22 protein-coding genes and 3 pseudogenes are annotated in these 23,879 nt (G+C 72.9%); 12 read left to right on the top strand and 13 right to left on the bottom strand.

Annotated features, from left to right (window positions below; all coding sequences use genetic code 11):
- The first annotated feature begins 182 nt into the window (after positions 1-182).
- Both ACIQ8B_RS31095 and ACIQ8B_RS31090 read left to right on the top strand, forming a co-directional pair.
- Positions 183-1,481 (top strand): GDSL-type esterase/lipase family protein, encoded by a 1,299-nt coding sequence (locus ACIQ8B_RS31095; RefSeq protein ID WP_403551448.1) that lies wholly within the window; start codon positions 183-185, stop codon positions 1,479-1,481.
- 155 nt (positions 1,482-1,636) lie between these two features.
- Positions 1,637-2,458: an SAM-dependent methyltransferase gene (locus tag ACIQ8B_RS31090; protein WP_403551446.1), complete on the top strand. Its 822-nt coding sequence runs from the start codon at positions 1,637-1,639 to the stop codon at positions 2,456-2,458.
- 171 nt (positions 2,459-2,629) lie between these two features.
- Here ACIQ8B_RS31090 and ACIQ8B_RS31085 read toward each other — a convergent pair.
- The 3 genes and pseudogenes from ACIQ8B_RS31085 to ACIQ8B_RS31075 all read right to left on the bottom strand — a co-directional run.
- Positions 2,630-2,885 (bottom strand): annotated as a pseudogene (locus tag ACIQ8B_RS31085) (IS5/IS1182 family transposase); the annotation flags it as partial.
- Between the two features lie 147 nt (positions 2,886-3,032).
- Positions 3,033-3,521: a hypothetical protein gene (locus ACIQ8B_RS31080; protein WP_290011551.1), complete on the bottom strand. Its 489-nt coding sequence runs from the start codon at positions 3,519-3,521 to the stop codon at positions 3,033-3,035.
- A 116-nt stretch (positions 3,522-3,637) separates the two neighbouring features.
- Positions 3,638-4,036, bottom strand: a complete 399-nt coding sequence (locus ACIQ8B_RS31075) for a hypothetical protein (protein ID WP_403551444.1) — start codon at positions 4,034-4,036, stop codon at positions 3,638-3,640.
- 127 nt (positions 4,037-4,163) lie between these two features.
- On the opposite strand from ACIQ8B_RS31075, the gene ACIQ8B_RS31070 reads away from it, so the two are divergent.
- The gene (locus ACIQ8B_RS31070; RefSeq protein ID WP_403551442.1) at positions 4,164-4,310 is read left to right on the top strand and encodes a hypothetical protein; all 147 of its coding nucleotides are present in this window, start codon (positions 4,164-4,166) and stop codon (positions 4,308-4,310) included.
- Here the strand turns inward: ACIQ8B_RS31070 and ACIQ8B_RS31065 are convergent.
- Positions 4,255-4,767, bottom strand: coding sequence for an ATP-binding protein (locus ACIQ8B_RS31065; protein ID WP_403551440.1), 513 nt, complete (start codon positions 4,765-4,767; stop codon positions 4,255-4,257). The genes ACIQ8B_RS31070 and ACIQ8B_RS31065 overlap by 56 nt on opposite strands.
- Positions 4,768-4,929: 162 nt before the next feature.
- Between ACIQ8B_RS31065 and ACIQ8B_RS31060 the strand changes: the two genes are divergently transcribed.
- Positions 4,930-5,802, top strand: coding sequence for a Scr1 family TA system antitoxin-like transcriptional regulator (locus ACIQ8B_RS31060; protein WP_403551438.1), 873 nt, complete (start codon positions 4,930-4,932; stop codon positions 5,800-5,802).
- Entirely contained in the window at positions 5,799-5,999 is a 201-nt protein-coding gene (locus ACIQ8B_RS31055; RefSeq protein WP_290011554.1) for a DUF397 domain-containing protein, read from the top strand. The genes ACIQ8B_RS31060 and ACIQ8B_RS31055 overlap by 4 nt, the downstream gene beginning before the upstream one ends.
- A 175-nt stretch (positions 6,000-6,174) precedes the next feature.
- On the opposite strand, the pseudogene ACIQ8B_RS31050 reads toward ACIQ8B_RS31055, so the two are convergent.
- The 5 genes and pseudogenes from ACIQ8B_RS31050 to ACIQ8B_RS31030 form a co-directional block, all read right to left on the bottom strand.
- Positions 6,175-7,002, bottom strand: a pseudogene (locus ACIQ8B_RS31050) (IS5 family transposase).
- Positions 7,003-7,047: 45 nt separating this feature from the next.
- Positions 7,048-7,530 (bottom strand): hypothetical protein, encoded by a 483-nt coding sequence (locus ACIQ8B_RS31045; protein ID WP_403551436.1) that lies wholly within the window; start codon positions 7,528-7,530, stop codon positions 7,048-7,050.
- A gap of 197 nt (positions 7,531-7,727) precedes the next feature.
- Positions 7,728-9,593 carry an ABC transporter ATP-binding protein gene (locus ACIQ8B_RS31040; protein WP_403551434.1) on the bottom strand — a complete coding sequence of 622 codons (1,866 nt, stop codon included), beginning with the start codon at positions 9,591-9,593 and terminating at the stop codon, positions 7,728-7,730.
- Positions 9,590-11,290, bottom strand: coding sequence for an ABC transporter ATP-binding protein (locus tag ACIQ8B_RS31035; protein WP_403551432.1), 1,701 nt, complete (start codon positions 11,288-11,290; stop codon positions 9,590-9,592). The genes ACIQ8B_RS31040 and ACIQ8B_RS31035 overlap by 4 nt, the downstream gene beginning before the upstream one ends.
- A gap of 82 nt (positions 11,291-11,372) precedes the next feature.
- A complete protein-coding gene (locus tag ACIQ8B_RS31030; RefSeq protein WP_403551429.1) occupies positions 11,373-12,356 on the bottom strand; it encodes a DUF6215 domain-containing protein in 984 nt (327 codons plus the stop codon).
- A 204-nt stretch (positions 12,357-12,560) separates the two neighbouring features.
- Between ACIQ8B_RS31030 and ACIQ8B_RS31025 the strand changes: the two genes are divergently transcribed.
- From ACIQ8B_RS31025 to ACIQ8B_RS31010, 4 genes and pseudogenes are all read left to right on the top strand, one after another.
- Complete coding sequence (locus ACIQ8B_RS31025; protein ID WP_403551427.1) at positions 12,561-12,710, top strand: hypothetical protein; 150 nt, start codon at positions 12,561-12,563, stop codon at positions 12,708-12,710.
- Positions 12,711-12,879: 169 nt separating this feature from the next.
- A complete protein-coding gene (locus ACIQ8B_RS31020; RefSeq protein WP_403551425.1) occupies positions 12,880-13,449 on the top strand; it encodes a DUF6328 family protein in 570 nt (189 codons plus the stop codon).
- Between the two features lie 302 nt (positions 13,450-13,751).
- Positions 13,752-13,901, top strand: a pseudogene (locus tag ACIQ8B_RS31015) (DUF2804 family protein); the annotation flags it as partial.
- 94 nt (positions 13,902-13,995) lie between these two features.
- A complete protein-coding gene (locus ACIQ8B_RS31010) occupies positions 13,996-14,685 on the top strand; it encodes a DUF2804 domain-containing protein (RefSeq protein WP_403551423.1) in 690 nt (229 codons plus the stop codon).
- Between the two features lie 65 nt (positions 14,686-14,750).
- Here ACIQ8B_RS31010 and ACIQ8B_RS31005 read toward each other — a convergent pair whose 3' ends face one another.
- Entirely contained in the window at positions 14,751-14,987 is a 237-nt protein-coding gene (locus tag ACIQ8B_RS31005; RefSeq protein WP_403551421.1) for a DUF5302 domain-containing protein, read from the bottom strand.
- Between the two features lie 294 nt (positions 14,988-15,281).
- Between ACIQ8B_RS31005 and ACIQ8B_RS31000 the strand changes: the two genes are divergently transcribed.
- Together ACIQ8B_RS31000 and ACIQ8B_RS30995 are read left to right on the top strand one after the other, a co-directional pair.
- Positions 15,282-16,238, top strand: a complete 957-nt coding sequence (locus ACIQ8B_RS31000; protein ID WP_403551507.1) for an oxygenase MpaB family protein — start codon at positions 15,282-15,284, stop codon at positions 16,236-16,238.
- Positions 16,235-17,746 (top strand): aldehyde dehydrogenase family protein, encoded by a 1,512-nt coding sequence (locus ACIQ8B_RS30995; RefSeq protein ID WP_403551419.1) that lies wholly within the window; start codon positions 16,235-16,237, stop codon positions 17,744-17,746. The genes ACIQ8B_RS31000 and ACIQ8B_RS30995 overlap by 4 nt, the downstream gene beginning before the upstream one ends.
- A 36-nt stretch (positions 17,747-17,782) precedes the next feature.
- Here the strand turns inward: ACIQ8B_RS30995 and ACIQ8B_RS30990 are convergent, their stop codons facing one another.
- The gene (locus tag ACIQ8B_RS30990) at positions 17,783-18,409 is read right to left on the bottom strand and encodes a TetR/AcrR family transcriptional regulator (protein WP_290011566.1); all 627 of its coding nucleotides are present in this window, start codon (positions 18,407-18,409) and stop codon (positions 17,783-17,785) included.
- Positions 18,410-18,536: 127 nt separating this feature from the next.
- Here ACIQ8B_RS30990 and ACIQ8B_RS30985 point away from each other — a divergent pair, with 127 nt between their 5' ends.
- The gene (locus tag ACIQ8B_RS30985; protein ID WP_403551505.1) at positions 18,537-19,676 is read left to right on the top strand and encodes an acyl-CoA dehydrogenase family protein; all 1,140 of its coding nucleotides are present in this window, start codon (positions 18,537-18,539) and stop codon (positions 19,674-19,676) included.
- A gap of 66 nt (positions 19,677-19,742) precedes the next feature.
- On the opposite strand, the gene ACIQ8B_RS30980 is transcribed toward ACIQ8B_RS30985, so the two are convergent.
- The gene (locus tag ACIQ8B_RS30980; RefSeq protein WP_403551416.1) at positions 19,743-21,575 is read right to left on the bottom strand and encodes an AMP-dependent synthetase/ligase; all 1,833 of its coding nucleotides are present in this window, start codon (positions 21,573-21,575) and stop codon (positions 19,743-19,745) included.
- Between the two features lie 102 nt (positions 21,576-21,677).
- The gene (locus ACIQ8B_RS30975) at positions 21,678-23,858 is read right to left on the bottom strand and encodes a 3-hydroxyacyl-CoA dehydrogenase NAD-binding domain-containing protein (RefSeq protein ID WP_403551503.1); all 2,181 of its coding nucleotides are present in this window, start codon (positions 23,856-23,858) and stop codon (positions 21,678-21,680) included.
- Positions 23,859-23,879: the final 21 nt, after the last annotated feature.

The following is a 23,879-nucleotide window of genomic DNA, read 5'->3' as shown; positions in this document are numbered from 1 at the left end:
GCGGCGGGGGGCGTTATCTTGTTGTGTATTTTGGCCCCGCCCCATTCACGGGGGGGGGGGTTTTTACCCGGGGGGGGTTGGGTTTTTTCCCGCCCCCCCCGCGTTTGACACACGACACCGGACACCTCACGACTCGACCCAAGCGGCCCGCGTGGGCCGCCGGACCTCACGAGAGGCGAACCATGCGAAGACGAGCCGTACTCGCCGCCGCCGGCTCCCTGGCCGCCGCGATGACCGTTTCCACGGGCCGGGCGCTGGCCGCGCAGACCGTCGGACCCGTGCTGGACCACCGGGTCGAGAGGACGTACGACGGCACGTCGTACACCGACCTCTCCGCCCAGGTGTCCGCCGTCAGGGGGCTGAGCACCGGCACGGTCCTCGCCACCTGCAGAACCACCAGCCGCAATCCGGCGATGACCCTCCTCGGCGTGTCGAACCCGCTGGAGCCGTCCAGCGAGGTCTTCCTCGGACTGGCCGGCGGCGCCCTGCAGTTCGTCGTCCGGGACCGGGGCGCCGTCCTGGTGAACCGCCTCACCCGCACGATGTACGACGACGGCGCCTGGCACACCTTCGCCGTGACGGTCTCCGGCCAGAGCACGACCTTCCACGCCGACGGCCGTCCCGTGCTGACCCTGGCGAACACCCGGTTCTTCTCCGCCGTCCCCGGCCTGGCCTCGGTCAACGTGGGACGCAACGTCGACAGCACCCACCCGGGAGGTGAGTGGTTCTACACCGGCGGCATCCGCCGGGTCGCCGTCTACGACCGGGTGCTGACCCAGGCGGAACTGCAGGCGGAGAGCGCCCGTGTGGACCTCACGGACTTCGGCGCCCTCTCGGGGATCCTCAACTCCGACACCCCCGCCAACTGGGTGATCACGGGGGACAGCATCACGCACGGCGCGCTGTGGACGAACGGCTGGCGCAGCTACGCCGAGCACTTCCAGGAGCGCGTCCGCTGGGAGCTGGGCAAGCCCAAGAACACCGACTTCGTGGTGGACACCGGCGTCAGCGGCGCCACCACCGACGATCTGGTGGCCGCGTTCCCCCAGCGGGTGACGGCGTTCTCCCCGCGTGTCGTGTCGATCATGCTGGGCACCAACGACGTCGCGACCCCGGGCATCGGCCGGGCAGTCTACCGGGCGAACCTCGTCCGGCTGGTCGACGCCGTCCGCGCCCTGCCCGGCGGGGTCGTACCGGTCCTGCAGACCCCCAACCCCGTCGACCTCGCCCGATGGGGCAACCGCACGGCGCTCGGCAACTACGCCGAGACCATGCGGGAGGTCGCGCGGGAACACGGTGTCGTCCTCGTCGACCACCACGCCCACTGGCTGGCGGCCCACGGCGGCAGTGCGCCCACCGGTCTCCTGGGGGACGGGCTCCACCCCGACCAGCGCGGGCATCTGTTCCTCGCCCACAAGATGATCCGGGACCTGCGCATCTTCGACCCCGGCAGCCGCGTCTGCTCACTGACCGTTCCCTGACCGTCCGGCACCGCCGGCCCGGTCGTGCTCCGGGCCGGCTCCCCCTCACACACCCGGGCTCCGCTCGACGCTCCGCGTCCGCCTTTTCTGCGGAAGTCCGTTCTGTGAGGGGGTACTTGATCAAATCCTTCACCACTTTGTGTGAAGCTATGCCCATGGAATCCATGGAATCCCCCGAATCCTCGCGCGGCGACATCAGGGACAGACTGCAGACCGACCGTCCGCACTCCGCCCGGGTCTGGAACTACCTCCTGGGCGGCAAGGACAACTACCCCGTCGACAGCGAGGTCGGCGACGCCATCCTGACCACGTTCCCGGAGTTCGCCGCCGTCGCCCGGCTGCAGCGGCGGTTCCTCGCGCGCGCCGTGCGCTTCCTCGCGCAGGAGGCCGGCATCCGTCAGTTCCTGGACATCGGTACCGGACTGCCCACCGCGGACAACACCCACGAACTGGCGCAGCGCATCGCACCCGAGAGCCGCATCGTGTACGTGGACAACGATCCGCTGGTGCTGGTGCACGCCGAGGCGCTGCTCACCAGCAGCCCCGAGGGGGCCTGTGCCTACGTGGACGCGGACGTGCGCGACCCGGAGCGGATCCTGGCCGAGGCCGCCAAGACGCTGGACTTCAGCCGCCCGGTCGCCCTGACCATGCTCGGGATCGTGGGACAGATCTCCGACGCCGACCGGCCGGCGGACCTGGTGAGCGCCCTGCTGTCCGGACTTCCCTCGGGCAGCTACCTGGCCCTGAGCGACGGCACGGACTCGAACGAGGCGCTCAACACGGCGGTCGCGGCGTACAACAAGCAGTCCGCCAACACCTACCACCTCCGGTCACCGGAGGAGATCGCCTCGTACTTCGCCGGGCTGGACCTGGTGGAGCCCGGGGTCGTCGCCACGGCCTCCTGGCGCCCGGACCCCGACGCGCCCGAGACGGACGCGCCCGACGTCTCCGTGGCGGGAGTCGCGCTCAAGAAGTAGTCGTTCGCCTCGAGGCCGGGCCGCCGCCCTGGATCCCGGGTCACCAGCGCGAAGCGTCGTGTCGAGGGGGAACGGGGCGGTGACGCCGGGGGCCGACAGAGGACGTCCGTCGTGCCTCACCCCGGCCGGTGTGCCCGGGTGTCGGTGTTCCGGTGTTCCGGTGTTCCGGTGTTCGAGCATGCCTTGGTGGAGATCGGCGTGGCGCTCGTAGCGGGCGCGGAGCCGTTTGAGCTGGTGCGGCCAGGCGAAAGCACGCTCGACCACCCAGCGGCCCTTGCCCAGTCCGGAGCCGTGGGCGGCGGTGCTTGTCGAAGTCGTAGCCCCGGTCGGCGTACACACGCCGGAGCTTGCGGCGGGGACGTTCCCGAACTCCCCGGATCGGCGGGACCGTGTCGAGCAGGGGCAGAAGCTGAGTGACGTCATGGAGGCCGCGCCGGAACAGCCCACGGTTTCCGCCGGGACGTCCGCCAGGCGACACCGGTCCGCAGCACGAACAGGACACCGGCGAGTGCTGTTCGGTCAGGAACGCGCAACCGCCCAGGATGCTGGTGGCGTCGTTCGCCGGATCGAGCGCTCAGTCCGAGCCGCCCTCCAGCGGAAGACAGTCCCGGAAGTACTCCGACTCCAACCACTCCTCCTTCATGAAGAGCGGACGTGTCAGGCGCGCTGCCCCGACCTGCTGCGAGCGCAGAAGAACCCCGATATCAGTCAGGGAAAGCGACTCATCAGACGTGTGGAGCAAACAGTTCCCATGCTCCGCAGCGTGGTCCAGCAGGAACTGCCGGCCCTGCTCAGGATCGCTTCCCGCCAGCGGAAAGCCGGACAGGAAGACCTGCGGACCGGTCACCGCATCCAGCGCGACGCAGGCGAGCTCGCTAGCGTCGTAGAACGCTTTCACCCCATCCGGGAAGTCCTCCTGCGCATACGGACCGCCAACCCGTTCCTGCGGTCCAGGTACCGAAAGCGCCTGGGCGACCTCGTCTGGAGACATCCCGAACCACAACGGACCCACACCGACTCCCGACCGCAGCTCCCAGCACTCCCGCTCCACGTCCCCGCCCATCCACCCACTCCTACGTCCGCCCGTCCCGGATCTGCTTCTGCTGCTCAGACCACGTGCACAAGGTCATGGGCCAGGGTGCCAGAGGCAGTTGCCAAAGACTGTGGATCAGTAGTTGTTCACACGGTCTCGTGGTTCAGGTGGGTGAGCCCTTCGATGGAGGCCAGGCAGGCCTGCAGCGCTGGGTTCAGGGTCGAGGTGGTGACGAGCAACAGCACCTGGGTCGCCGGATGTTCCGGGGCGTAGAGGTCGTCTTCATCGTCGTCGCCGGGTATCGGATTGGGCTGGATCTCGATTCGCCCGTTGGGGATGCCAGCGAGGTGGTAGACGCCCCGGTAGTAGCTGTCGCGCGCGGTGAAGACCAGTCCGAGGCGGTCACCGACGAGCCGGGCCAGCTCGCCGGCGGTGTGGGTGCTGGTGCCGTAGGTGTGGTGGTCGGTCATGGCGTACCAGACCCTATGCCGCAGCAGTGAGGGGACGGTCGATGAACTGGCCGCGCTCGAAGAGGGATCCGGCACGGACAAAAGCGGCGAGACCGCGTGCGTTTACGGCCCGCCACCGGGCCCGGACGGACTCGACAAGCTTGAAGACCGTCGCCGGGGCGGCGGTACGACAGCCAGCGCCACGGGTGACCTTGGTGCGCGGGTGGACAGTGTCGACATCCCGGAGGGCAAGCTGGAGCTGCGCCCCGACATCCGGCTGTCCCTGCTGGAGAAGGAGCGCAACCGGGAGCTGCTCACCGAGACGCTGACGCGGTTCCGGGACCGCTGGGAGAGCCGGGACTCGTCCTGAGCGGTGCCCGCCGGGCGCATTCCGCCCACACCGTCTTGCCGCCGGGCGGGCACGGCTCGCAGCCCCAGGCGTCGGCGAGCGAGGCGACCAGGAGCAGGCCCCGTCCGGATTCACCGTCGGCATCGACGGCAGATGCCGGCACGGGGCGACGCTCGCCCCGCGCGTCGGTGACCTCGATCCTCAGTGTGGTGGGGGTCAGGGTGAGGGCCAGGCGTGCGTTCCTGCCTCTCACCCGGCCGTGCAGGGCCGCGTTCGCGGTCAGTTCGGCGATGAGGAGCAAGGCCGTGGCCGCGCTGTCGTCGTCGACCGCCTCCGTCTCGCCCCGCTGCCCGGTCAGCCAGCGCTCGGCGGCGTGGCGCGCGGTGTGCGCGCCGTGCGCGGTGGTGGGGAACAACGTGCGGAAGTGAGCCGTGCCTGCGATCGGTTCACCGGGTGCGGTGACGGTTTCCTGATTCACATCACCGAGGGTGACCGAGTCGTCCTACCGTGGGGAACACTCCGAGCGGTACGCGGGGTGACTGTCCCGGTACGGACGGTGCGGTGTACGGGCGTACGGCCGTGACCCGGCCGGGCTGTCGCCGGTTCGTCCCCGGTACAGGGAACAAGGTGGTGGTACGGCATGACAGCACAGTCGGGCACGGGGGTCCCCACGGGCGGCGAGACGGACGGCACGGACGAGGTCGCGGACCTCTTCCGGGCCCTGGGGCGGCAGATCAAGGTCGCCCGGGAGCGGGCCGGGCTGAGCCAGAAGGAGCTGGGCGACCGGATCGGGTACGGCGAGGAGACGATCTCGTCGGTCGAACGGGCCCGGTGCACGCCCCAGCCGGAACTGCCGGCCGCGGTGGACCGGTTGCTGGACTGCGGCGGCCTGCTCGCGTCGGCCGCGGAGGACGTGGAACGGGCGAAGACCAGGCGCCGGGTGCGGCATCCGGAGTGGTTCCGGGACTACGCGCGGTTGGAGGCGGAGGCGGTCGAGATCTGCTTCTACAGCACATTGACGATGCCGGGCCTCCTGCAGACGAGGAGCTACGCGCAGACAGTCTTCACGGCACGGCGGCCGTTCCTCGACGAGGAGACCATTGAGCATCGAGTGGCGGCGCGGCTCGACCGTCAACAGATCCTGACCTGCTGGCCACCGCCGATGGTGACGGCAGTCATCGAAGAGTCCGTGCTGCTTCGGGAGATCGGTGGCCGCGCCGTACAGCATGAGCAACTGCGGCATCTCCTGGAAATGGGCCGTCTGCGCAATGTGGAGATCCAGGTGCTCCCATTGAAGTGCCAGGGACACGCCGGTATGGAAGGACCGTTCATCCTTCTCACGCCCAAAGGCAAACCACAGGTCGGGTACGGGGAGTTCCAGAGCGTCAACCGGCTGATCACAGACCCCGAGGAGGTCCGTATGCTGGCCGCACGCTACGGAAGCATTCGAGGACAGGCGCTCAACCCGGCTGAGTCCTCGGCTCTGATCGAAAAGCTGCTGGGAGACCGATGAACATCCAACAGCCCAACGAGCTGCGCTGGTTCAAAAGCACCTACAGCGGCGGAGACGGAGGCGAGTGCGTCGAGATCGCCCCCGGCGCGACCGCCATACACGTACGGGACTCCAAGGAGCGCGGCGGCCCCCGGCTCGCGTTCACGCGGAGCGCATGGTCCGGGTTCGTCGCGGGCCTGGGGCGGGACCGGGCCTGACCCGCCGCGCCGGGGCCGTGCAGTACGGAACGGTCGTCCGCCCGCGTCGGCGCGGCTGATGCGGGCGGACGAGCGTCGCCTGTACACGACACCCGTCGTCTTCTTCGGCGGACGTGATGATGTCGCGAGCAGGGTCTGGCCTGGCCAGTTCCCCCTGGGAGTTGTCGTCAAAGGGTCACACCCACATCAGGAGTGAGGCGGGGGTGACGGCTGCTTGGCAGGACTCGGTGGTCTTGTCGTATCGGGTGGCGATGCCGCGCCACTGCTTCAAGCGGTTGAAGCACCGTTCCACGACGTTGCGCCGCTTGTAGATCTGCTTGCCGAAGGCCGGCGGGCGGCCACCCCGGCTGCCACGCCGGGCCCGGTTGCCGGCCTGGTCGGCCTTTTCCGGAATGGTGTGCGAGATGTTCCGGCGCCGCAGCCACGTGCGGATCGCCTTCGAGCTGTAACCCTTGTCGCCGATGACGTGGCCCGGCCGGACACGCGGCCGTCCCGGCCCGAGCCGGGGTACGTATCACCTCCATCACAGCGGTGAACTGGGTGCAGTCGTTGGTGTTGCCACCCGTGACCACCAGAGCGAGCGGGCGGCCCAGACCGTCGCAAGCCAGATGAATCTTGCTGGCCAGACCGTCTCTGGAGCGTCCGAGCGCCGGGTTGCGGTGCCCCCTTTTCGAGCGCCGGCTGCGTGTTGATGCGCCCGGACGATGCTGGAGTCGACCGACACCAGCCAGTCGACGTCCCCGGCCGCGTCCGCCCGGGCCTGCGCGCTCCGCAACATCCGGTCGAACGTGCCGTCTGTGGCCCAGCGGCGGAAGCGGGTATGCAGGCTGGCCCAGGATCCGTACCGCTCGGGCACGTCCCGCCAGGCCACCCCTGCCCGGAGCTTCCACACGATCCCGTTGAGCACCGTCCGGTCATCCAGCCGAGGGCGCCCCATTGATGTCGAAGGCAGCAACGGCTGCACGAAATCCCACTCGGCATCCGTCAGTTCATGACGACGTATCACCCGGCCATGATCCACCAGTCGAGATCACATAGACGACAGAACCTAGCAACTAGCCTCGGTGCCGCTGTTCACGTACGAGTCGATGCTGACCGAGTAGCCGGCCCCGGTGGTGAGGTCGGGGCGGCTTCCGTGACCGTCCTCTGCAAGGCGCTCGGCGGTGAGGAAGACGATCGACAGGGCCATGCCCTTTCTGGTGAAGCACAGGTCGCCGGGCAAGGCTTCGGGGTCCGGATTCCATCCGTCCCGTACCGCCTCTGTCCGGTAGTGCGCGGTCACTTCGTCCTGTGTGCCGGGGAAGGTGTACGTCCGGCCGGCGTACACCACGACATCGCCGCTGTCCGCCCAGCAGCCAGCGTCCACTTCCTCGAAGCCCCGGGCGACGGCGGCCCCGCCGGGCCGGGAGTTGAGGATGTCGAGCGTCGCCATCTCCTTCACCCGGTCGTCGGTCCCCTCGCAGTCTCTGGCGAGTTCCAGCAGCGCGCAGCCGGTGAGCGTTGCGGCCGCGAGCGCGGTCGCCAGGAGCACGGATATCGGGTGGGTAGTACCTGTCCGCAGGGGCAAAGCGGGCTCCATGGTGAAGGCCGGGGCGGAGGGGGCCGCCGGCAAGAGAGTCATCCGTGCCAGCTCCGGAGCGGGCACGGCCCAGTTCTACCAGCAGCCGTGACCCTCGCTCCTAACGTGAGCGTGGCACTTTGACGACACCTCCCAGGCGCACTCGCCCGTCACCGAGGCGCCGGAACGTACGGCTGCGGCTCGTCCGGGGCGGCGGAGCGCAGTCCCGTCCAGCTCCACCACAGCGCGGCGTAGCGCCCGCCCGCCGCGAGCAGTTCGTCGTGCGTTCCGCTCTCCACCACGGCGCCCTGGTCGAGCACCAGGATCCGGTCGGCGCGTTCGGCCTGGGTGAGCCGGTGCGCGACCAGCAGCGTGGTCCGGCCGCGGGTCGCCGCCTCGGCGGCCTCCTCCAGCACCCGGGCGCCCGCGCTGCCCGCCTCGGCCGTCGCCTCGTCCAGCACCGCCACCGGCGGGTCGGCCAACGCCAGCCTGGCCAGGGCGACGTGACCCGCCTGGGCGGCGGTCAGCGGGTGCGCGCCCTCGCCGACGCGGGTGGCCGGACCGTCCGGCAGCGCACGCGCCCAGCCGAGGGCGCCCACCGCGTCGAGCGCGGCCAGCACCGCCTCGTCGTCGGCCTCGGGGCGGCCGAGCCGCACGTTGTCGAGGAGGGTGCCGTGGAAGACGTGCAACTCCTGGCTGAGCAGGGCCACATGGCGGCCCAGCCGGCTCTCCCCGATCCGGTCCAGGCGCGCCCCGCCCAGCCGTACGGTGCCGGCCGTGGGCTTCAGTACGCCGGCGATGACGGAGGCGAGCGTGGTCTTGCCCGCGCCGCTGGCCCCGACCAGCGCCACCCGCTCGCCGGGGGCGACCGTCAGCGTGACGTCCCGCAGCACGGTCCGGTCGTCGTACGCGTGGGTGACGCCGCGCAGTTCGAGGCTCGCGTCGGCCGGCGTCTCGGGGACCTCGGGCTCGGGCGGCGGGCTCATGGTGGCGATCCCGGCGAGCCGTGCCAGGCTCGCCCCGGCTTCCTGGACGTCGTCGAACTGCGTGATGAGGAAGCCGATCGGGTTGAACAGCCGGTGGAAGTAGAGCGCCGCGGCCGTCACCGCGCCCACGGTCACCGCGTCGGCCCGCACCAGCAGGAAGCCGGTGACGAGGACGGCGGTGAGCCCGATCAGCTCGGCGAGGTTGAGCCGCGAGCCGAACCGGGTGAACAGCCGGAACACGGTGAGGGACACGTCGCGCGCCTCGGCCGACCGCTCGTCCACCCGCGCCACGTGCTCGGCCTCCCGCCGGTGGGCCAGCACGGTGGACGCGCCGTTCAGGGAGGCCGCCATCGCCTGGGTGCGCGCGCCGGTCGCCACGCGCTGCTCGGCGTAGAGGGGGCCGGAGCGCGGCAGGTACCAGCGCAGCGCGAGCACGTACACGGGGGCCGCCGCGAGTCCGGCGAGGCCGAGCCGCCAGTCCAGGGCGAACAGTCCGGCGCCGGTGAGGGCCACGGTGAACAGGGCGCTCACCAGCTGCGGCACGACGGCGGAGACGGCGGCGGTGACGACGGCGACGTCGTCACCCGTGCGGGAGAGCAGGTCGCCGGTGCCGGCCCGCTCCAGGACCGCGGAGGGGAGGTGGAGCGCGCGGTCGAGCACGCGGGCGCGGATGCGGGCCAGGACCGTCTCGCCCAGCCGGGCCACCAGGGCGGCGCCGAGTCCGGTGAGCACCCCGGCGGCGACGGCGGCGGCCACCAGGGTGACGACCACGGACAGCAGGCTGTCGGTGCCGGCACCGGCCCGTACGTCGTCGACGAGGCCGCCGAGCACCCAGGGGGCGACGAGCCCGGCGGTGCCGGCCAGCAGCGTCACCGCCACGGCGGCCGCCGTGAGCCGCCGGTGGCCGGCCAGTTCGGCGCGGAGCAGCGCCCAGGTGCGGCGGGGGGAAGCGATGGGGAGCAGGTCCTGCCGGGGGTCGCCGGGGGTCCCCGCGGCCGGGGGCGCGTCCTGCCGTCCGGGCCGTGCCGCGTCGTCCGTCCGCTCGTTCATCGCAGGACCGCCTTCCGGTACGCCGGGTCCGACGCGGCGAGTTCGCTGTGGGTGCCGGTGCGCACGGCGCGTCCGCCCTCGACCACGACCACCCGGTCGGCGCGCGCCAGCAGCGCGGGGCTGCTGGTGACCACGACGGTGCAGTGTCCGCGGCGCCGGTCGGCGAGCCCCTGGGCCATCGCCTCCTCCGTCACCGCGTCGACGGCCGTGGTCGGGTCGTGCAGCACGAGCACGGGAGGCGACGCCAGCAGCGCGCGGGCCACGCCGATGCGCTGCCGTTGCCCGCCGGAGAGCGAGCCGCCGCGTTCGGTGACGCGGTGGCCGAGGCCGGCCGGGTGCTGGGCGACGATGTCGTCGGCCGCGGCGGCGGTCACCGCGGCGGCGACCGCCTCGTCGTCGTGGTCCGCGCCCGCCGTGAGGTTGTCCCGCAGGGTTCCCTCGAACAGGGCGACGTCGTGCTCCTCGACGAGCACCGTGCGCCGCCGCGCGTCGAGGGTGAGGTCCGCGGCGGGCACACCGCCGGTCAGGACCTCTCCCCCGTGCCCGGCCGCGCGGCCGGAGATCACCGCGAGCAACGCGTCGGCGTCGCGCGGGTCGTGGGCGACGACGGCGGTGAGCTGCCCGTGCGGGGCGTGCAGGTCGAGGCCGTCCAGAGTGCGGTGGGTGACGCCGCGCAGCGTCAGGTCGGCCTGTCCGGGCGCCTGGTCGCGGGTGCCCGGGACGGTCAGCGGCGGGGCGTCCACGGCGCCGGCCCAGCGGCGGGCGGAGGCCCTCGCCTGCGCCAGGAGCTGCCCGCAGAAGCCGAGGGTGTTCAGCGGCTCGGCGATGAACTGGGCGAGGCCGACGACCGTCACGAGCTGTCCGACCGTCAGGCGTCCGTCGAGCGCCGACCAGCCGGCGAACCCGGCGACCGCGGCGAGGAACAGTCCGCTGCTCGTCGTCGTCACGCCCCGGTGCAGCCCGGTGGTGGTGGCGGTGCGCAGGCCCGCCTGCAGCGCTTCCTCGCCCGTCGCCCGGTAGCGGTCGGAGGCGGCGCCGCGGGCCCCGATGCCGCGCAGGGTGCGCAGCCCGCCGAGCAGGTCGGCGGCCAGGGCCGTGACGCGTCCCGTGGCCTCCTGGAGCGCGGCGCTGTGCCGGGTGAGGCGGGGTCCGATCCAGCCGTTGAGCAGGACCGAGAACGTCACGCCCGCCAGCACGCCGAGGCCGAGGGGCACGTCGATGAGGAGCAGGGCCACGGACGACACGGCGATGGCGGCGAACGCGGCGAACGCGAAGGACACCGCGTGGATGATCAGCGCGGTCCGCTGCGCGTCCGACGAGGCGACGGCGAGGAGTTCGCCGGTCCGCAGGTCCGTACGGCGGCCGCGCGGGTCCAGGGCGGCGCGGGTCACGTCGACGCGCAGCAGGTGCGCCTCCTGTTCCAGCGCGGTCATGCCCTGCCGGGCGCCGAGGCGGTACGCGTAGGCGAGGACGGTGAAGAGCACCGTCAGACCGGCGACGGACCAGAGCAGCGCCGTGACGTCGCCGGTGGCCACGGCACGGTCGATGACCAGGCCGATGGCGATCGGGACGGCGGCCTCCGCGGCCTGGTGCAGCGCCAGCAGCAGCCAGCCGGCCACGAGCCGCCCGCGGTGGCGCCGCAGTGCCGCGGCGAACACCGCCCGGGGCGTGCGGGGCTGGGGCGGGCTGCCGGGCATGCGTGAGTCCTTCGGAGCGGCGACACCGCACGGGCGCGCAGGTTAGGTCAGCCGAACCTTACCAACGCCGTCCGGCCGTGGATCAGCCCCGGTCCTGCTTCCCCCGCGCGATCTCGGGCAGGACCGCCTCGGCGATGTCGAGGAGGGCGCCGTCGTCCGGGAGCGCCCCGGTCTCGCTCCACACGGTGAAGCCGTAGGAGCCGCCCCGGTCCTCGCCGTCGAGCGCCACGGTCAGTGTCCGGGCCAGGGGTCCCTGCCCCACGGGGCCGCCGGAGCCGCCGCCGCTCCCCAGGTCGAACTGGATCTTCATCATGTGGTCCGAGGTGAACAGCGCGGGTCGCCCCAGCACCGTGAGCTTTCTGAGGTCCGGGGCGTTCCGGTACGTCGTCAGGTTCGCGTACTGGGCGACCGTCAGCTCGTCGTACGTGGCCGACAGCTCCACGGTGTACGTGTCGAACTCGACCCTCGCCTCGGGCCGGGCGACCTTCCCGTCGGTCAGGGGGGCGGCGGCGTCGGTGCCGGAGGCGTAGGTCGCGGTCTCGGTGGGGGTGCCGAGGAGTTCGGGCAGCTCGGGCCGGTTGAGCGCCCGGCACAGGTCCTCGCCGGTCACGGCGTCGGACGTGGCCCGGTGGGCGGTCGGCGGCTTCCCGTCCTCGTCGCCGCTCCCGCACGTGGCGGCCCGAGAGGCCCCCGTGGCGCCGGATTCCGGGAGCCGGCCCTCGATCCACAGGACGCCTCCGATCACCGCGAAGAGGCCGATGGCCAGGGCGGCCTGAGCGAAGGCGTTGGGTTCCTTCCCGGGAGGACGCCGTACCGCCGGGGCGACGGGCGCCGTCACCGCGGCCACCGGAGGGGCCGGGCGCCGGCGGGCGCGCAGCGCGTGCACGACCACGCGCACGCGCACCACCGCCACCAGCAGGAACGCCGCGCCGATGACGGCCGGCGCCCATCCCTCGCCGTCGACGAGGGCCATGTGGAGGATGCGTACGCCGAACACCGTCCCGACCAGGATGACCAGCGGTTCGCGGATCCAGAAGGGGAGGAGACGGACGAGGAGACCGAGCATCCGGTGATCTCATCAGGAGCAAGGTCACAAGGGCTGTGATGGAAGCCACAGTTCCGGCCCGGTACCCGATGGTGATGAAACGGAGGAGGCCGCCCGGGCGTGGGGACCGGCTCGGCGCAGCGTTGACGATGGTCACGTCGCGGGCGCGGACGGGGAGGACGGGACGTCGCCGCCCGCCGTACCCGGGCGAGGAGTCGGCGTCCGGTGACGACCCGGTCGCCGTACTCGACGCGGGCCCCGGTACGGCGGGCGAAGTCGCCCTGGTGGCGCACCAGGTCGGCGGCCGCGGAGCGGCGCTCGCTGCAGCGGGCGAAGAACGTGCCGGGTCCGCTCCCCCGCTCCAGGACGACGTAGTCGCGTCCCTCCTGTCCCAGGGCGTCCTCGGCGGACCACGGGGCGCGCGCCGCGCGGCCGGGCACGGGGCGCCGGGACCCGGCGTGTGCGGTCGGCCTCGTTCGCCCCGGATCCGGCATGACCGGCGCTGATCGGGGCAAACGGTCCGCCTGGAACAGGGGAGGACGCCATGACGATGACGGAGCAGCCGGCCGAGCCGACGGAGAAGCAGAGCGCCTGCTGCGCGCGCCACGACACCCACGCCTCGTGGCCCGGCGACGAGCCGCCGGAGTCGGCGCGTGAGCGGGTGAACCGCCGCTGGAACGAGGTGCTGCAGGAGACGCGTGTCACGCAGACGGGTGTGCAGATCCTCTTCGGCTTCCTGCTCAGCGTGGCCTTCACCCCGCTGTTCCGTGAACTGGAGACGCTGGACCGGGTCATCTACGTCATGACCGTGGTGTTCGGCGCGTCCGCCACCGGCTCGCTGATCGCGCCGGTGTCCATCCACCGTTTCCTGTCCGGGCAGCGGATGAAGGACGAAGTGGTGGAGATGGCCGGGCGGTTGATGGTGTGCGGGATGGTGCTGCTCGCGCTCACCATCGGCTGCACGCTGCTGCTGATCCTGCGGTTCGTCGTGCCGGGCGTGCTCGCCGAGGTGCTGGTGGGCGGGGTCATGCTGTGGTTCGCGCTGTGCTGGTACGTGCTGCCGCTCCGGCTGCGCCGCCGTGCCGCCCGCCGCGCGCGGCGCGGCCGGATGTGACGGCTGACCGGCCGGCGGTCGCCGTCCCTCGGAAGGACGGCGCGTACGAGCCGGGGACGGTCGTGGCGGCGGTCGCCCGGGGGTGAGGTGCGGGAGGAACGGGCCGTCCGGGAAAGGGAGTTCCCGGACGGCCCGTCGCGCTTTCCGGGACGGCGCACGCCGCGATCGTGTGTCGCGGTATGACTGGGCACGGACACAGGTGGCCGTGCTCGGGTGTCCGCTGGACCCGGCCGAGCCGCGTCACCCGGGCGAAAGGGCCGCGCTGACATGACCGCCGAACGTGAGATCACCTCCCCGTCGGCCTGTGCCTCCCCGACGGGCGGCTCGATCCGGAGGCGGTCGGCTGGACCCGGCGGCCGCTGCACCGGGCGAACCTGCGCGGGTGGGGGCGCGTCAAGCGCTGGGAGTATTGGGGCATCGTCATGCCGTCGCACATCGTCGGCCTGGTCGCCTCCTCCCTCGACCACGCCGGCACGCACGGCGGGTACGTGCTGGACCGGGCCACCGGCCGGGGACGCGGTGACGCCGCTGGCGCGGGGCGTGCGCATGCCGGACCGCAGCGGGACGGGGACCGCGTCCGCGCGGGGCGGCGGGGTGACGCCGGAGTTCGTCCAGCACGCGGAGGGCACCACGATCAGCGCGGCCGCCCCCGGTGTCCGGCTGGAGGCCGAGGCGCCGCTGGAGCCGGGGCACGAGTCGCTGGGCGTGGTCGTGCCGTGGAGCGAGCGCCGCTTCCAGCACACGCTGAAGGACCTCGGACGCCCCGTCCACGGCCGTCTGACGCTCGGCTCGCGGGAGGTCGCGTTCGACGCGTCCGGCTCCTTCGCCGTCCTCGGCCACGGGCGCGGCAAGTGGCCGTACTCCATGACGTGGAACCGGGCGGCGGGCTGCGCGCCGGGGCGGGCGATCCAGCTCGGCGGCCGGTGGACCGACGGCACGGGTGCGACGGAGAACGCCCTGTTCGCCGACGGCCGCCTGCACAAGATCGGCGATGAACTCGTCTGGGAGTACGACCGTACGGACTGGCTGCGTCCGTGGCGGATCGGCGGGCCCCGGGTGGAGGCCGAGTTCCGCCCCTTCCACGTCCGGACCGCCAGGACGAGCTTGTGGGTGGTGTCCGACGACACGCACCAGTGCTTCGGGAGCTTCACGGGGCGCGCCCGCGCCGACGACGGCTCCTGGGTGGATCCCGACGGGCTCACCGGCTGGGCGGAGGAGGCCCGCAACCGGTGGTGAAGACGGGGCGCCCGCACCCCCGCCCGTGAACCGCGCGGGTCACGGGCGGGGCGGGACGGACCGGCTCAGCCGCTCTTGCGGCGGAACGACCGCCGGCCCGTCGCCGGGCCGTGCGTGGCGCGCACCTTGGACGCGTTCGGGCTGCCGACGGCCTCGGCCGCTTCCGCCTGGGCGCCGCGCTTGCGCGCCAGGGCCTCGCGGAACTTGCGCTTCAGGTCGTAGGCGCCGTCGTCGTCCGGCGTGACCGGGGACGTCGCGGCGGCCGGCTCCGAACCTTCCGTGGCGGGCGGTTCTGCGGTCATGGTGACCTCCTGGGTCCGGGAACGGGCGAGCACAGCTTGTCACGCCGGGCCCCGTACGCGCCGGGTATTTTCCGGCGCGGTGCCGCTCAGCCGGTGCGGCGCGCCTGGGCGGCACCGCGCGCCCCGGCGAACTCGCGTGCCCCGACGGGGCGCGTCCGCGGTATTGACGCCCGATGTTACAAGTCAATAGCTTCAGTATCTCCGTTGCACACCAGGGCCGTGTTCCACGTCTCCGTCGCCTCCGGTCCCTCGCTCGGCGAGCCGGTGGCCGCGTTGCCGACAGGAGGGATCAGCATGGGCCGTCACCGCAGGCTCGCCCGGATGCGGCAGATGGATCCGCAGCGGGACTTCGAGCAGATCTACCGCTGGATCACGCAGTACGAGTTCCCCCGCGACTACCTGCACGGCACGTCGGTCGCGTTCCTGCGCGACTACGGCGTCCCGCGCATCTCCCGACTGCTGGACCGCACGCAGGAGTTCGAGCGTGCCGGGCAGAAGCGCTACGACGACACGGTGCTGATCGCGTACGAGATGGTGCGCGACGGGACGGACTCGGAGCACGGGCGGGCCGCCGCCCGCCACCTCAACCGCATCCACGGCCGGTACCGCATCCCCAACGAGGACTTCCTGTACGTGCTGGCCACCACGGTGGTGGGGCCGAAGCGGTGGATCGACCGGTACGGGTGGCGGCCGTTGTGCGCTCAGGAGACCGAGAGCCTGGCGCTGGTGGGCCGGCGGATGGGCGAGATGATGGGCATCTCCTCGGTGCCCGGCACCTACGCGGAGTTCGAGCGGCTCCACGACGCCTACGAGCGGGAGATGTTCGCCTACGACCCCGCCAACCGCCGGGTCGCCGCGGCCACGTTACGCGTCATGGCGGCCTGGTACCCGGCCCCGCTGCGCCGGATCGCCGTACGGGCCACGCTGGCCGTGCTCGACGAACCGTTGCTGACGGCCCTCGGGTTCCGGCCGCAGCCGGCCTGGCTGCGGGCGGTCGCGCACCGGGCGCTGCGCCTGCGCGCCGCGGTCGTCCGGCTGCTGCCGGCCCGGCCGGAGCGGTTTCCGCGCCGCCCGAAGGCGCGCACCTATCCCTTCGGCTGGACCTTGGACGACCTGGGCCCGCACTGGGCGCAGTCCCGTCCGGCCCTGCCGCTGCCGGACGAGGAACCGCCGGACGAGGAGCCGCCCGACGCGGCCCCCGGGCCGTCGCGGCCGTCCGCCGTCCGAACCCTTCGTGAGGAGACCCCATGACCGGGACCGTCCCGGCCGCCGCCCCGCGCGCCTGCGCCACCACGTTCCCCACACACTCCCCCGCGACCGGCGAGCGGCTCGCCGAGTACCCGGTGCACGGGCCGGAGGACGTCGCCCGTGCCGTGGCCCGCGCCCGCACCGTGCAGGCGGGGTGGGCGGCACTGCCCGCGTCGCGCCGCCGTGCCCTGCTGCTGCGCTGGAAGAAGACCCTCGCCGACGGCCTGGACACGGTGGCCCGCACCATCGCGGAGGAGACCGGCAAGCCCGCCGGTGACGCCGCGCTGGAAGTGGTCCTCACGCTGGAGCACCTGGCGTGGGCCGCCCGCAACGCCCCCCGGGTGCTGGGCCGGAGAAGGGTGCGGACCGGGCTGTTCACGGTGCATCAGCGGGCCTCGCTGGTCCACCGTCCGCTGGGTGTCGTCGGCGTGATCGGCCCCTGGAACTACCCCCTCCACACCCCGATGGGCTCCATCGGGTACGCCCTCGCCGCGGGGAACGCGGTGGTGTTCAAGCCGTCGGAACTGACGCCGGGCACGGGGGTGCTGCTGGCTGAGCTGTTCGACTCCGCCGCGCCCGAGCACGCCGGGCTGCTCACCACGGTCACGGGGGCGGCGGCGACCGGGGACGCGCTGGCCCGCTCCGGGGTGGACAAGCTGGCGTTCACGGGGTCGCCGGGGACGGCGCGGAAGGTGATGGCGGTGTGCGCGGAGACGCTGACGCCGTTCCTCGCCGAGTGCGGCGGCAAGGACGCGGTGATCGTCACCGCCGACGCCGACCTGGACGCGGCCGCCGACGCGATCGTGTGGGGCGCGCTGAGCAACGCGGGGCAGACCTGCGCGGGCGTGGAGCGCGTCTACGCGGTGCGGGAGGTCCACGAGGAGCTGTGCGCGCGGGTGGTGGAGCGGGCCGGGGCGCTGCCCACCGGGGCCGGCGCGGACGCCGCCTACGGGCCGATGACGCTGCCCGGCCAGACCGCCGTCGTCGAGCGGCACGTCAGCGGCGCCGTCGCGGCGGGCGGACGGGCGCTGCTGGGCGGGCCCGAGTCGGTGCGGGCGCCCTACGTCGCCCCGGTGGTGCTGGCCGGTGTGCCGGAGGACGCGGCGGCGATGACGGAGGAGACGTTCGGGCCGGTCGTGGCGGTCAACGCGGTGGCGGGCGTGGACGAGGCCGTGGAGCGCGCCAACGCCTCCCGCTACGCCCTCGGGGCCGCGGTGTTCTGCGGCAGCGGGCGCACGGGGGCGGCGATCGCGGCGCGGCTGCGCGCGGGCGCGGTGTCGGTGAACTCGGTGCTGGGCTTCGCGGCGGTGCCCGCGCTGCCGTTCGGGGGGTCGGGGGACTCCGGGTTCGGGCGGATCCACGGCGCGGAGGGGCTGCGGGCGTTCACCTCCGTCCAGTCGATGACGGTCCAGCGGTTCGCCCCGGCGATCGCGCTGACCTCCTTCGCGGTCCCGGCGGCCACCCGCGAGCGCGCGGTGCGGCTGGCGCGTGCCCTGCACCGGCGGCGCTGAACGGCGCGGGGGGCCTGCCCGTCGCCGCCGGGGCGGTCAGGCGTCCAGCAGCGGGGCCAGATAGCGCCGGGCGAAGGCCCGGGCCTGGTCCTCGTCCTCCATCTCGATGCAGCTCGACGGGTTGAGCAGGAAGGACACGGCGACCCGCACCATCAGCTCGGCGACCGGACGCGGGTCCTCGTCAGGCCGGCCCTCCACCTGCTGCGCCCGGCGCAGATGCCCGGTCAGGTACTCGACGGTGGCCGACAGCGAGGAGCCGCCCTGCACGGTCAGGTACGGCAGCACCACCTCGGGTTCGAGCCGCAGCATGCCGCCGAGGAGCGGATGGGCGCGGCTGTGGCGCAGGGCGACGGCGAACCCCTCGACGACCCGCTCCCGCATGGTCGGCAGGCCCGCCACCGCCGCGTCGAGCCGGGCGAAGAAGCGGCTCAGTTCGCGCAGCAGGGTCTCCTCCACCAGGCGGTCCTTGGTCTGGAAGCGCCGGTAGACGGTCACCCGGGAGACACCGGCCCGCTTGGCGACGTCGTCCACCGAGGAGCGGCGCACCCCGAGGAGGGTGAACTGCTCCAGTGCCGCGTCGAGGATCCGCCGCGCCGTGTCGTCCTCGGGCTCCGGGCGGGCGAGGACCCGGGCGAGCCACGAGTCGTTCGTGTCAGTTCTCATGGTGATCCTCACGATACCGGCGAACGGCTCCCTGAGAGACGCTGATACATCTATCATATCCTTGTATCTCCAGAACGTGCCCCGCCCGACCGAGCCGCCGACCGGCACCCGCATCCCGGAGGACCTGATGGGCAGTCGACTCACCGAGGAACAGGCCGCGTTCGCGGCGGCCGTACGCGACTTCACCAAGCGCGAGTGCGGCACCCGGGAACAGCGCGACGCGCTGACGGACGGCGGCCGCGAGGCGCACCATCCGGGGCTGTACCGCCGCCTCGCCGACCTGGGCTGGCTCGGGATCTGCCTGCCCGAGGAGTACGGCGGCGCCGGCGGCGGGACCGCCGACGCCTGCCTGTTCCTGGAGGAGACGTCGTACGGGATGGTGCCGTGCGGCGGCTTCGTCACGACGGTGATCACGGCGAAGGCGTACGAGCGGTTCGGCACCGAGCGGCAGCGGCGGGAGGTGCTGTCCGGCGCGGTCCGCGGCGACGTGCTGGCGATCGCGATGTCGGAGCCGGGGGCCGGGTCGGACGTCGGGGCGCTGCGCTGCCGGGCCCGGCGGGAGCGGGACGGCACCTGGGTGATCGACGGCCAGAAGACCTGGATCTCCAACGCGCACTGCGCCCGGAGCATCCTGCTGGTGGCCCGCACCGGCGAGGACAAGCACGGCGGGCTGACCATGTTCCACCTGCCCGCCGGCACACCGGGCGTGGAAATCCGGGGCATCGGGACGATGCGCGGCCGCGAGGTCAACGACGTCCACCTCACGGACGTACGCCTGCCCGCGGACTCCGTCGTCGGCGAGGTGAACGGCGGGTGGAGGCAGTTGATGGCCGGCCTCGACCACGAGCGGCTGTTCCTGGCCGCCGACATGCTGGGCCTGGCCCGCCGCGCCTTCGACGACGCGGTCGCCTACGTCCGTGAGCGGGAGCAGTTCGGGCGGCCCGTCGGCTCCTTCCAGGCGCTGCGGCACCGGGTCGCGGACCTGGCCACCGAGATCGAGTGCACGCGGCTGCTGGTGCGCGAGGTGGCCCTGGACTGCGACGCGCGGCCGGACGAGCTGTTCCCGCGCGAGGCGTCGATGGCCAAGCTGAAGGCCACCGAACTCGCCAAGCGCACCGCGCTGGAGGGCATGCAGATGATGGGCGGCTACGGCTACACCACGGAGTTCGACATGGAGCGCCATCTGCGGGCCGCGGTCGTCTCCACGGTGTACGGCGGGACGAGCGAGATCCAGCGGGACGTCATCGGCAAGACGTACGGGCTCTGAGCCGGGCGCACACGACGGCCGCCCGCCCCCTGGAACCGGGGCGGGCGGCCGTCGTCGTGCGAGAGGTCAGTCGTCGTGGAGCGCGGTCAACGCGTCGGCGTACTTGTCGCGGATGACGCGGCGCCGCATCTTCAGCGACGGGGTCAGCTCACCGGTCGCCGGACCCCACTCCTCAGCGAGCAGTTCGTACCGCTTGACCTGCTCGGTGCGGTTGAGGCGGCTGTTGGCGGCGGCCACCGCGCGCTCCACCTCGGCCCGGATGTCCGGATGCCGTACGAGGGCGGCCGGGCCGCCCTCCGTGTCGATGCCGTGCTTCGCGGCCCAGGCCGGGGCGGCCTCCGGGTCAAGAACGAGCAGGGCGACCAGGTAGGAGCGGTTGTCGCCGTGCACCATCGCCTGGCCGATCAGCGGGTGTTCCTTGAGGGTGTTCTCCACCAGGGCCGGCGAGACGTTCTTGCCGGTCGAGGTGATGATCATCTCCTTCTTGCGGTCGGTGAGCCACAGGTAGCCGTCCTCGTCGATCCGGCCGATGTCGCCGGTGGCCAGCCAGCCGTCGGCGTCCAGCGCGGACCGCACGGAGCCGTCCGGCTGGAGGTAACCGTCGAACACCGACATGCCGCGCACCATGATCTCGCCGTCCTCGGCGACGCGGATCTCCACGGACTCCACCGGGCGGCCCACCGAGCCGAGCCGGAAACCGGTCTTCGGGCTGTTGCTGGTGGCGACGCCGGTGGTCTCGGTCAGCCCCCAGGCGTCCATGATGACGACGCCGAACCCGGCCCAGAACCTCACCACGTCGGCCGGCATGGGCGCGGACGCGCTGGCCGTCCAGGTCACCCGGTCCAGGCCGCCGGCCGCCAGCATGGGCAGCAGCACCTCCTTGCGGACGCGGGTGTAGCGCTCCTCCAGCTCGGGCGGCGGCACCTGGCCGCGCTCGCGGTACGCGACGTGCTCGCGCGCCACCTCGAACGCCGCGTCGATGACGGCCCGTTGGCCGTCCGGCATCAGCGAGAGCACGGCCCGCACGGCGGCGGACAGTTTCTCCCAGATGCGCGGCACGCCGAAGAACTGCGCCGGGCGCACCGTGCGCACCACCTCGCCGACCTTCGTCGGGTCGGCGCACAGGTGGACGTGCGACGCGCGGTGACAGGGCAGGTAGATGCCCAGCATCCGCTCGGCGATGTGCGCGAACGGCAGGTAGCAGATGTGCTCGACGTGCGGCGGAAGTTCCACCACGGCGTCCAGCGCGAGCGCGTTGGACAGCACCACCCGGTGGGTGAGGACGACGCCCTTGGGCTCGCCGGTGGTGCCGGAGGTGTAGACGACGGTCAGCGGGTCCTCGGGACGGGCGGTGTCCAGTTCCTTGCCGAACTCCTCCGGCACCGGCTCGCGTCGCAGCGACGCGTACGGCACGTGCGCGCCCTCGGCTCCCGCGTCGGCCACCACGAGCCGTTCCAGCGGGGTGCCGGGGTCGGCCAGCAGCGGTTCCCACACCGGGAGCTGGTCCGCCCCGCCGACGACGGCGAGGCGGGCGCGGCAGTTGCGGGCAATGTGGGTGATCTGCTCGGGGGCCGAGGTGCCGTAGACGCTCACCGGGACCGCGCCGAGGCGGACCAGCGCCAGGTCGGACAGCCAGTGCTCGGGCCGGTTGGCCATCATCATGAGCACGTGGTCGCCGCGGCCGACACCGAGGGCCCGGTAGCCGGCGGCGAGGCCGCGGGTGTGCGCGTGGATCTCGCCCCAGGTGAGCGTCGTCCAGTCGGTGTCGGGGTCGTCCGACTGCCAGGACAGGCCCGGCAGGTCGGGGTACGCGTGCGCGTTGCGGGCCAGGAGCCGGGGCAGGGTGCGGGCGGCGGGGTCGTCGGGCAGGTCGCCTGCGGTGCGGGGTGGCGACGTCATCGGGGCCTCCTTGCGTTGCGGGTCGGGGAGAGAACGTCCGGGGAGACCGGGGCGTGGGGAAGCCCCTGCGGGCGTGCCCGGTGTCGGGAGCGGGCCTTGCGCTCAGGCGTCGGTGAAGGTCTCGCCGCGGCCGGCCTTGCGCAGCAGCAGCTCGGGCGGGGCGAAGCGGTCGCCGTACCGTCCGGCGAGTTCGCGGGCGCGGGCGACGAAGCCGGGCAGGCCGCCGTCGTAGCCGTTGACGTACTGCAGGACGCCGCCGGTCCACGGCGGGAAGCCGATGCCGAGCAGCGAGCCGACGTTGGCGTCGGCCACCGACTCCAGCACGCCTTCCTCCAGGCAGCGCACCGCGTCCAGCGCCTCGGCGAAGAGCATCCGCTCCTTCAGCTCGGTGAGGTCGGCGGGCCGCATCGCCGGGTCGGTGAAGTGCTCGCGCAGTCCGGGCCAGAGGCCGGCGCGCCGGCCCTGCTCGTCGTAGTCGTAGAAGCCGGCGCCGCCGGACCGTCCGGGGCGGCCGAACGCGTCGATCATGCGGTCCACCACCGCGTCCGCGGGGTGCGGCCGCCAGGTGCCGCCGTCCGCCTCGACCGCGCGGCGGTTCTCCTCGCGGATCCTGCGCGGGAGCGTGAGGGTGAGTTCGTCCATCAGGGCGAGGACCTTGGCCGGGTAGCCGGCCTGGGCCGCCGCCTGCTCGACGGAGGCCGGGTCGATCCCCTCGCCGACCATGGTGACGCCCTCGTCGATGAAGCGGCCGATGACGCGGGAGGTGAAGAAGCCGCGGGAGTCGTTGACCACGATCGGCGTCTTGCGGATCTGCCGCACCAGGTCGAAGGCGCGGGCCAGCGCCTCCTCCCCCGTCCTCTCGCCCTTGACGATCTCCACCAGCGGCATCTTGTCGACGGGCGAGAAGAAGTGCAGGCCGAGGAAGTCGCGGGGCCGTTCCACGCCCTTGGCGAGCACGGTGACAGGGAGGGTGGAGGTGTTGGAGCACAGCAGCGCGTCGGGGGCGACGACGTGCTGGATCTCCTGGAACACCTGGTGCTTGAGGGCGGTGTCCTCGAAGACGGCCTCGATCACCGCGTCGCAGCCGGCCAGGTCCCCGCTCTCCGCGGTCGGGGTGATGCGGGCGAGCAGGGCGTCCGCCCGCTCCCGTGTCGTACGGCCGCGCGCGACGGCCTTGGCGCACAGCTTCTCGGAGTAGCCCCTGCCCCGGGACGCCGCGTCGGCGGTGACGTCCTTCAGCACGACGTCGATGCCCGCGGCGGCGCAGGAGTAGGCGATGCCGGCGCCCATCATGCCCGCGCCGAGCACGGCCACCCGGGTCGCCTTCCGCGCGGGGACGTCCTTCGGGCGCCCGGCGCCGGAGCCGACCGCCCTGAGGTCGAAGAAGAACCCCTGGATCATGTTCTTGGTGATCTGCCCGGTGACCAGCTCGGTCAGGTGGCGGGCCTCGATCTCGAAGGCCGTGTCCACGTCGACCTGGGCGCTCTCCACGGCCGCCGCGAGGATGTTGCGCGGGGCGGGACAGGGAGCGCCGCCGGTCTTCTTCCGCAGCAGCGCGGGGAGGGCGGGCAGGTGGGCGGCGAACTTCGGGTGCGACGGGGTGCCGCCGGGGATGCGGTAGCCGGGGGCGTCCCAGGGCTGCGCGGACTCGGGGTGGGCGTCGACGAACGCCCGTGCGCGGGCGAGGAGTTCGCCGGGGTCGGAGACGACCTCGTCGACGAGACCCGCCTCCAGGGCACGGGCGGGGCCGTACTGCGTGCCCTCCAGGAGGATCTTCCGCAGGGCCTCCGTCACGCCGAACATGCGGACCGTGCGGGTGACCCCGCCGCCTCCGGGCAGCAGACCCAGGGTCACCTCGGGGCAGCCGACCTCGGTGCCGGGCGCGTCCAGGGCGATGCGGTGGTGGCAGGCCAGCGCGATCTCGTAACCGCCGCCCAGCGCCGCGCCGTTGATCGCCGCGACGACCGGCCTGCCCAAGGTCTCCATGACCCGCAGCGCCCGCTTGACGCGCATGCCGGCCTCGTAGGAGACGCCGGCCGTCTCGGGCGTGACGGAGATCAGGTCGTGCAGGTCGCCGCCGGCGAAGAAGCTCTTCTTGGCGGAGGCGACGATCACACCGCGGACGCTGTCGCGCTGCTCGGTCAGCCGCGCGGTGACGGCCTCCAGCGAGTCGATGAACGCGGCGTTCATGGTGTTGACCGACCGGGACGGGTCGTCGAGGACGAGGGTGACGACGCCGGTGTCGTCCTGCTCCCAGCGGATGGTGGTGGACTCGCTGCTCATGAGGGTGTGCTCCAGGTGATC

Source organism: Streptomyces sp. NPDC096105 (assembly GCF_044763335.1).
Lineage (GTDB): Bacteria > Actinomycetota > Actinomycetes > Streptomycetales > Streptomycetaceae > Streptomyces.
The sequence above is the reverse complement of the archived record's forward strand: the minus strand, read 5'-3'. Positions and strand labels throughout refer to the sequence as shown.

Bases quoted from the DNA above. Each gene is read 5' to 3' on its own strand.
- ACIQ8B_RS30995 (WP_403551419.1), top strand. From the start codon at position 16,235: ATGACCGGGACCGTCCCGGCCGCCGCCCCGCGCGCCTGCGCCACCACG.
- ACIQ8B_RS31080 (WP_290011551.1), bottom strand. From the start codon at position 3,521: ATGGGCGGGGACGTGGAGCGGGAGTGCTGGGAGCTGCGGTCGGGAGTC.
- ACIQ8B_RS30980 (WP_403551416.1), bottom strand. From the start codon at position 21,575: ATGACGTCGCCACCCCGCACCGCAGGCGACCTGCCCGACGACCCCGCC.
- ACIQ8B_RS31095 (WP_403551448.1), top strand. From the start codon at position 183: ATGCGAAGACGAGCCGTACTCGCCGCCGCCGGCTCCCTGGCCGCCGCG.
- ACIQ8B_RS31040 (WP_403551434.1), bottom strand. From the start codon at position 9,593: ATGAACGAGCGGACGGACGACGCGGCACGGCCCGGACGGCAGGACGCG.
- ACIQ8B_RS31035 (WP_403551432.1), bottom strand. From the start codon at position 11,290: ATGCCCGGCAGCCCGCCCCAGCCCCGCACGCCCCGGGCGGTGTTCGCC.
- ACIQ8B_RS30985 (WP_403551505.1), top strand. From the start codon at position 18,537: ATGGGCAGTCGACTCACCGAGGAACAGGCCGCGTTCGCGGCGGCCGTA.
- ACIQ8B_RS31010 (WP_403551423.1), top strand. From the start codon at position 13,996: ATGCCGGACCGCAGCGGGACGGGGACCGCGTCCGCGCGGGGCGGCGGG.
- ACIQ8B_RS31055 (WP_290011554.1), top strand. From the start codon at position 5,799: ATGAACATCCAACAGCCCAACGAGCTGCGCTGGTTCAAAAGCACCTAC.
- ACIQ8B_RS31060 (WP_403551438.1), top strand. From the start codon at position 4,930: ATGACAGCACAGTCGGGCACGGGGGTCCCCACGGGCGGCGAGACGGAC.
- ACIQ8B_RS31020 (WP_403551425.1), top strand. From the start codon at position 12,880: ATGACGATGACGGAGCAGCCGGCCGAGCCGACGGAGAAGCAGAGCGCC.
- ACIQ8B_RS30990 (WP_290011566.1), bottom strand. From the start codon at position 18,409: ATGAGAACTGACACGAACGACTCGTGGCTCGCCCGGGTCCTCGCCCGC.
- ACIQ8B_RS31030 (WP_403551429.1), bottom strand. From the start codon at position 12,356: ATGCTCGGTCTCCTCGTCCGTCTCCTCCCCTTCTGGATCCGCGAACCG.
- ACIQ8B_RS31090 (WP_403551446.1), top strand. From the start codon at position 1,637: ATGGAATCCATGGAATCCCCCGAATCCTCGCGCGGCGACATCAGGGAC.
- ACIQ8B_RS31000 (WP_403551507.1), top strand. From the start codon at position 15,282: ATGGGCCGTCACCGCAGGCTCGCCCGGATGCGGCAGATGGATCCGCAG.
- ACIQ8B_RS31005 (WP_403551421.1), bottom strand. From the start codon at position 14,987: ATGACCGCAGAACCGCCCGCCACGGAAGGTTCGGAGCCGGCCGCCGCG.
- ACIQ8B_RS30975 (WP_403551503.1), bottom strand. From the start codon at position 23,858: ATGAGCAGCGAGTCCACCACCATCCGCTGGGAGCAGGACGACACCGGC.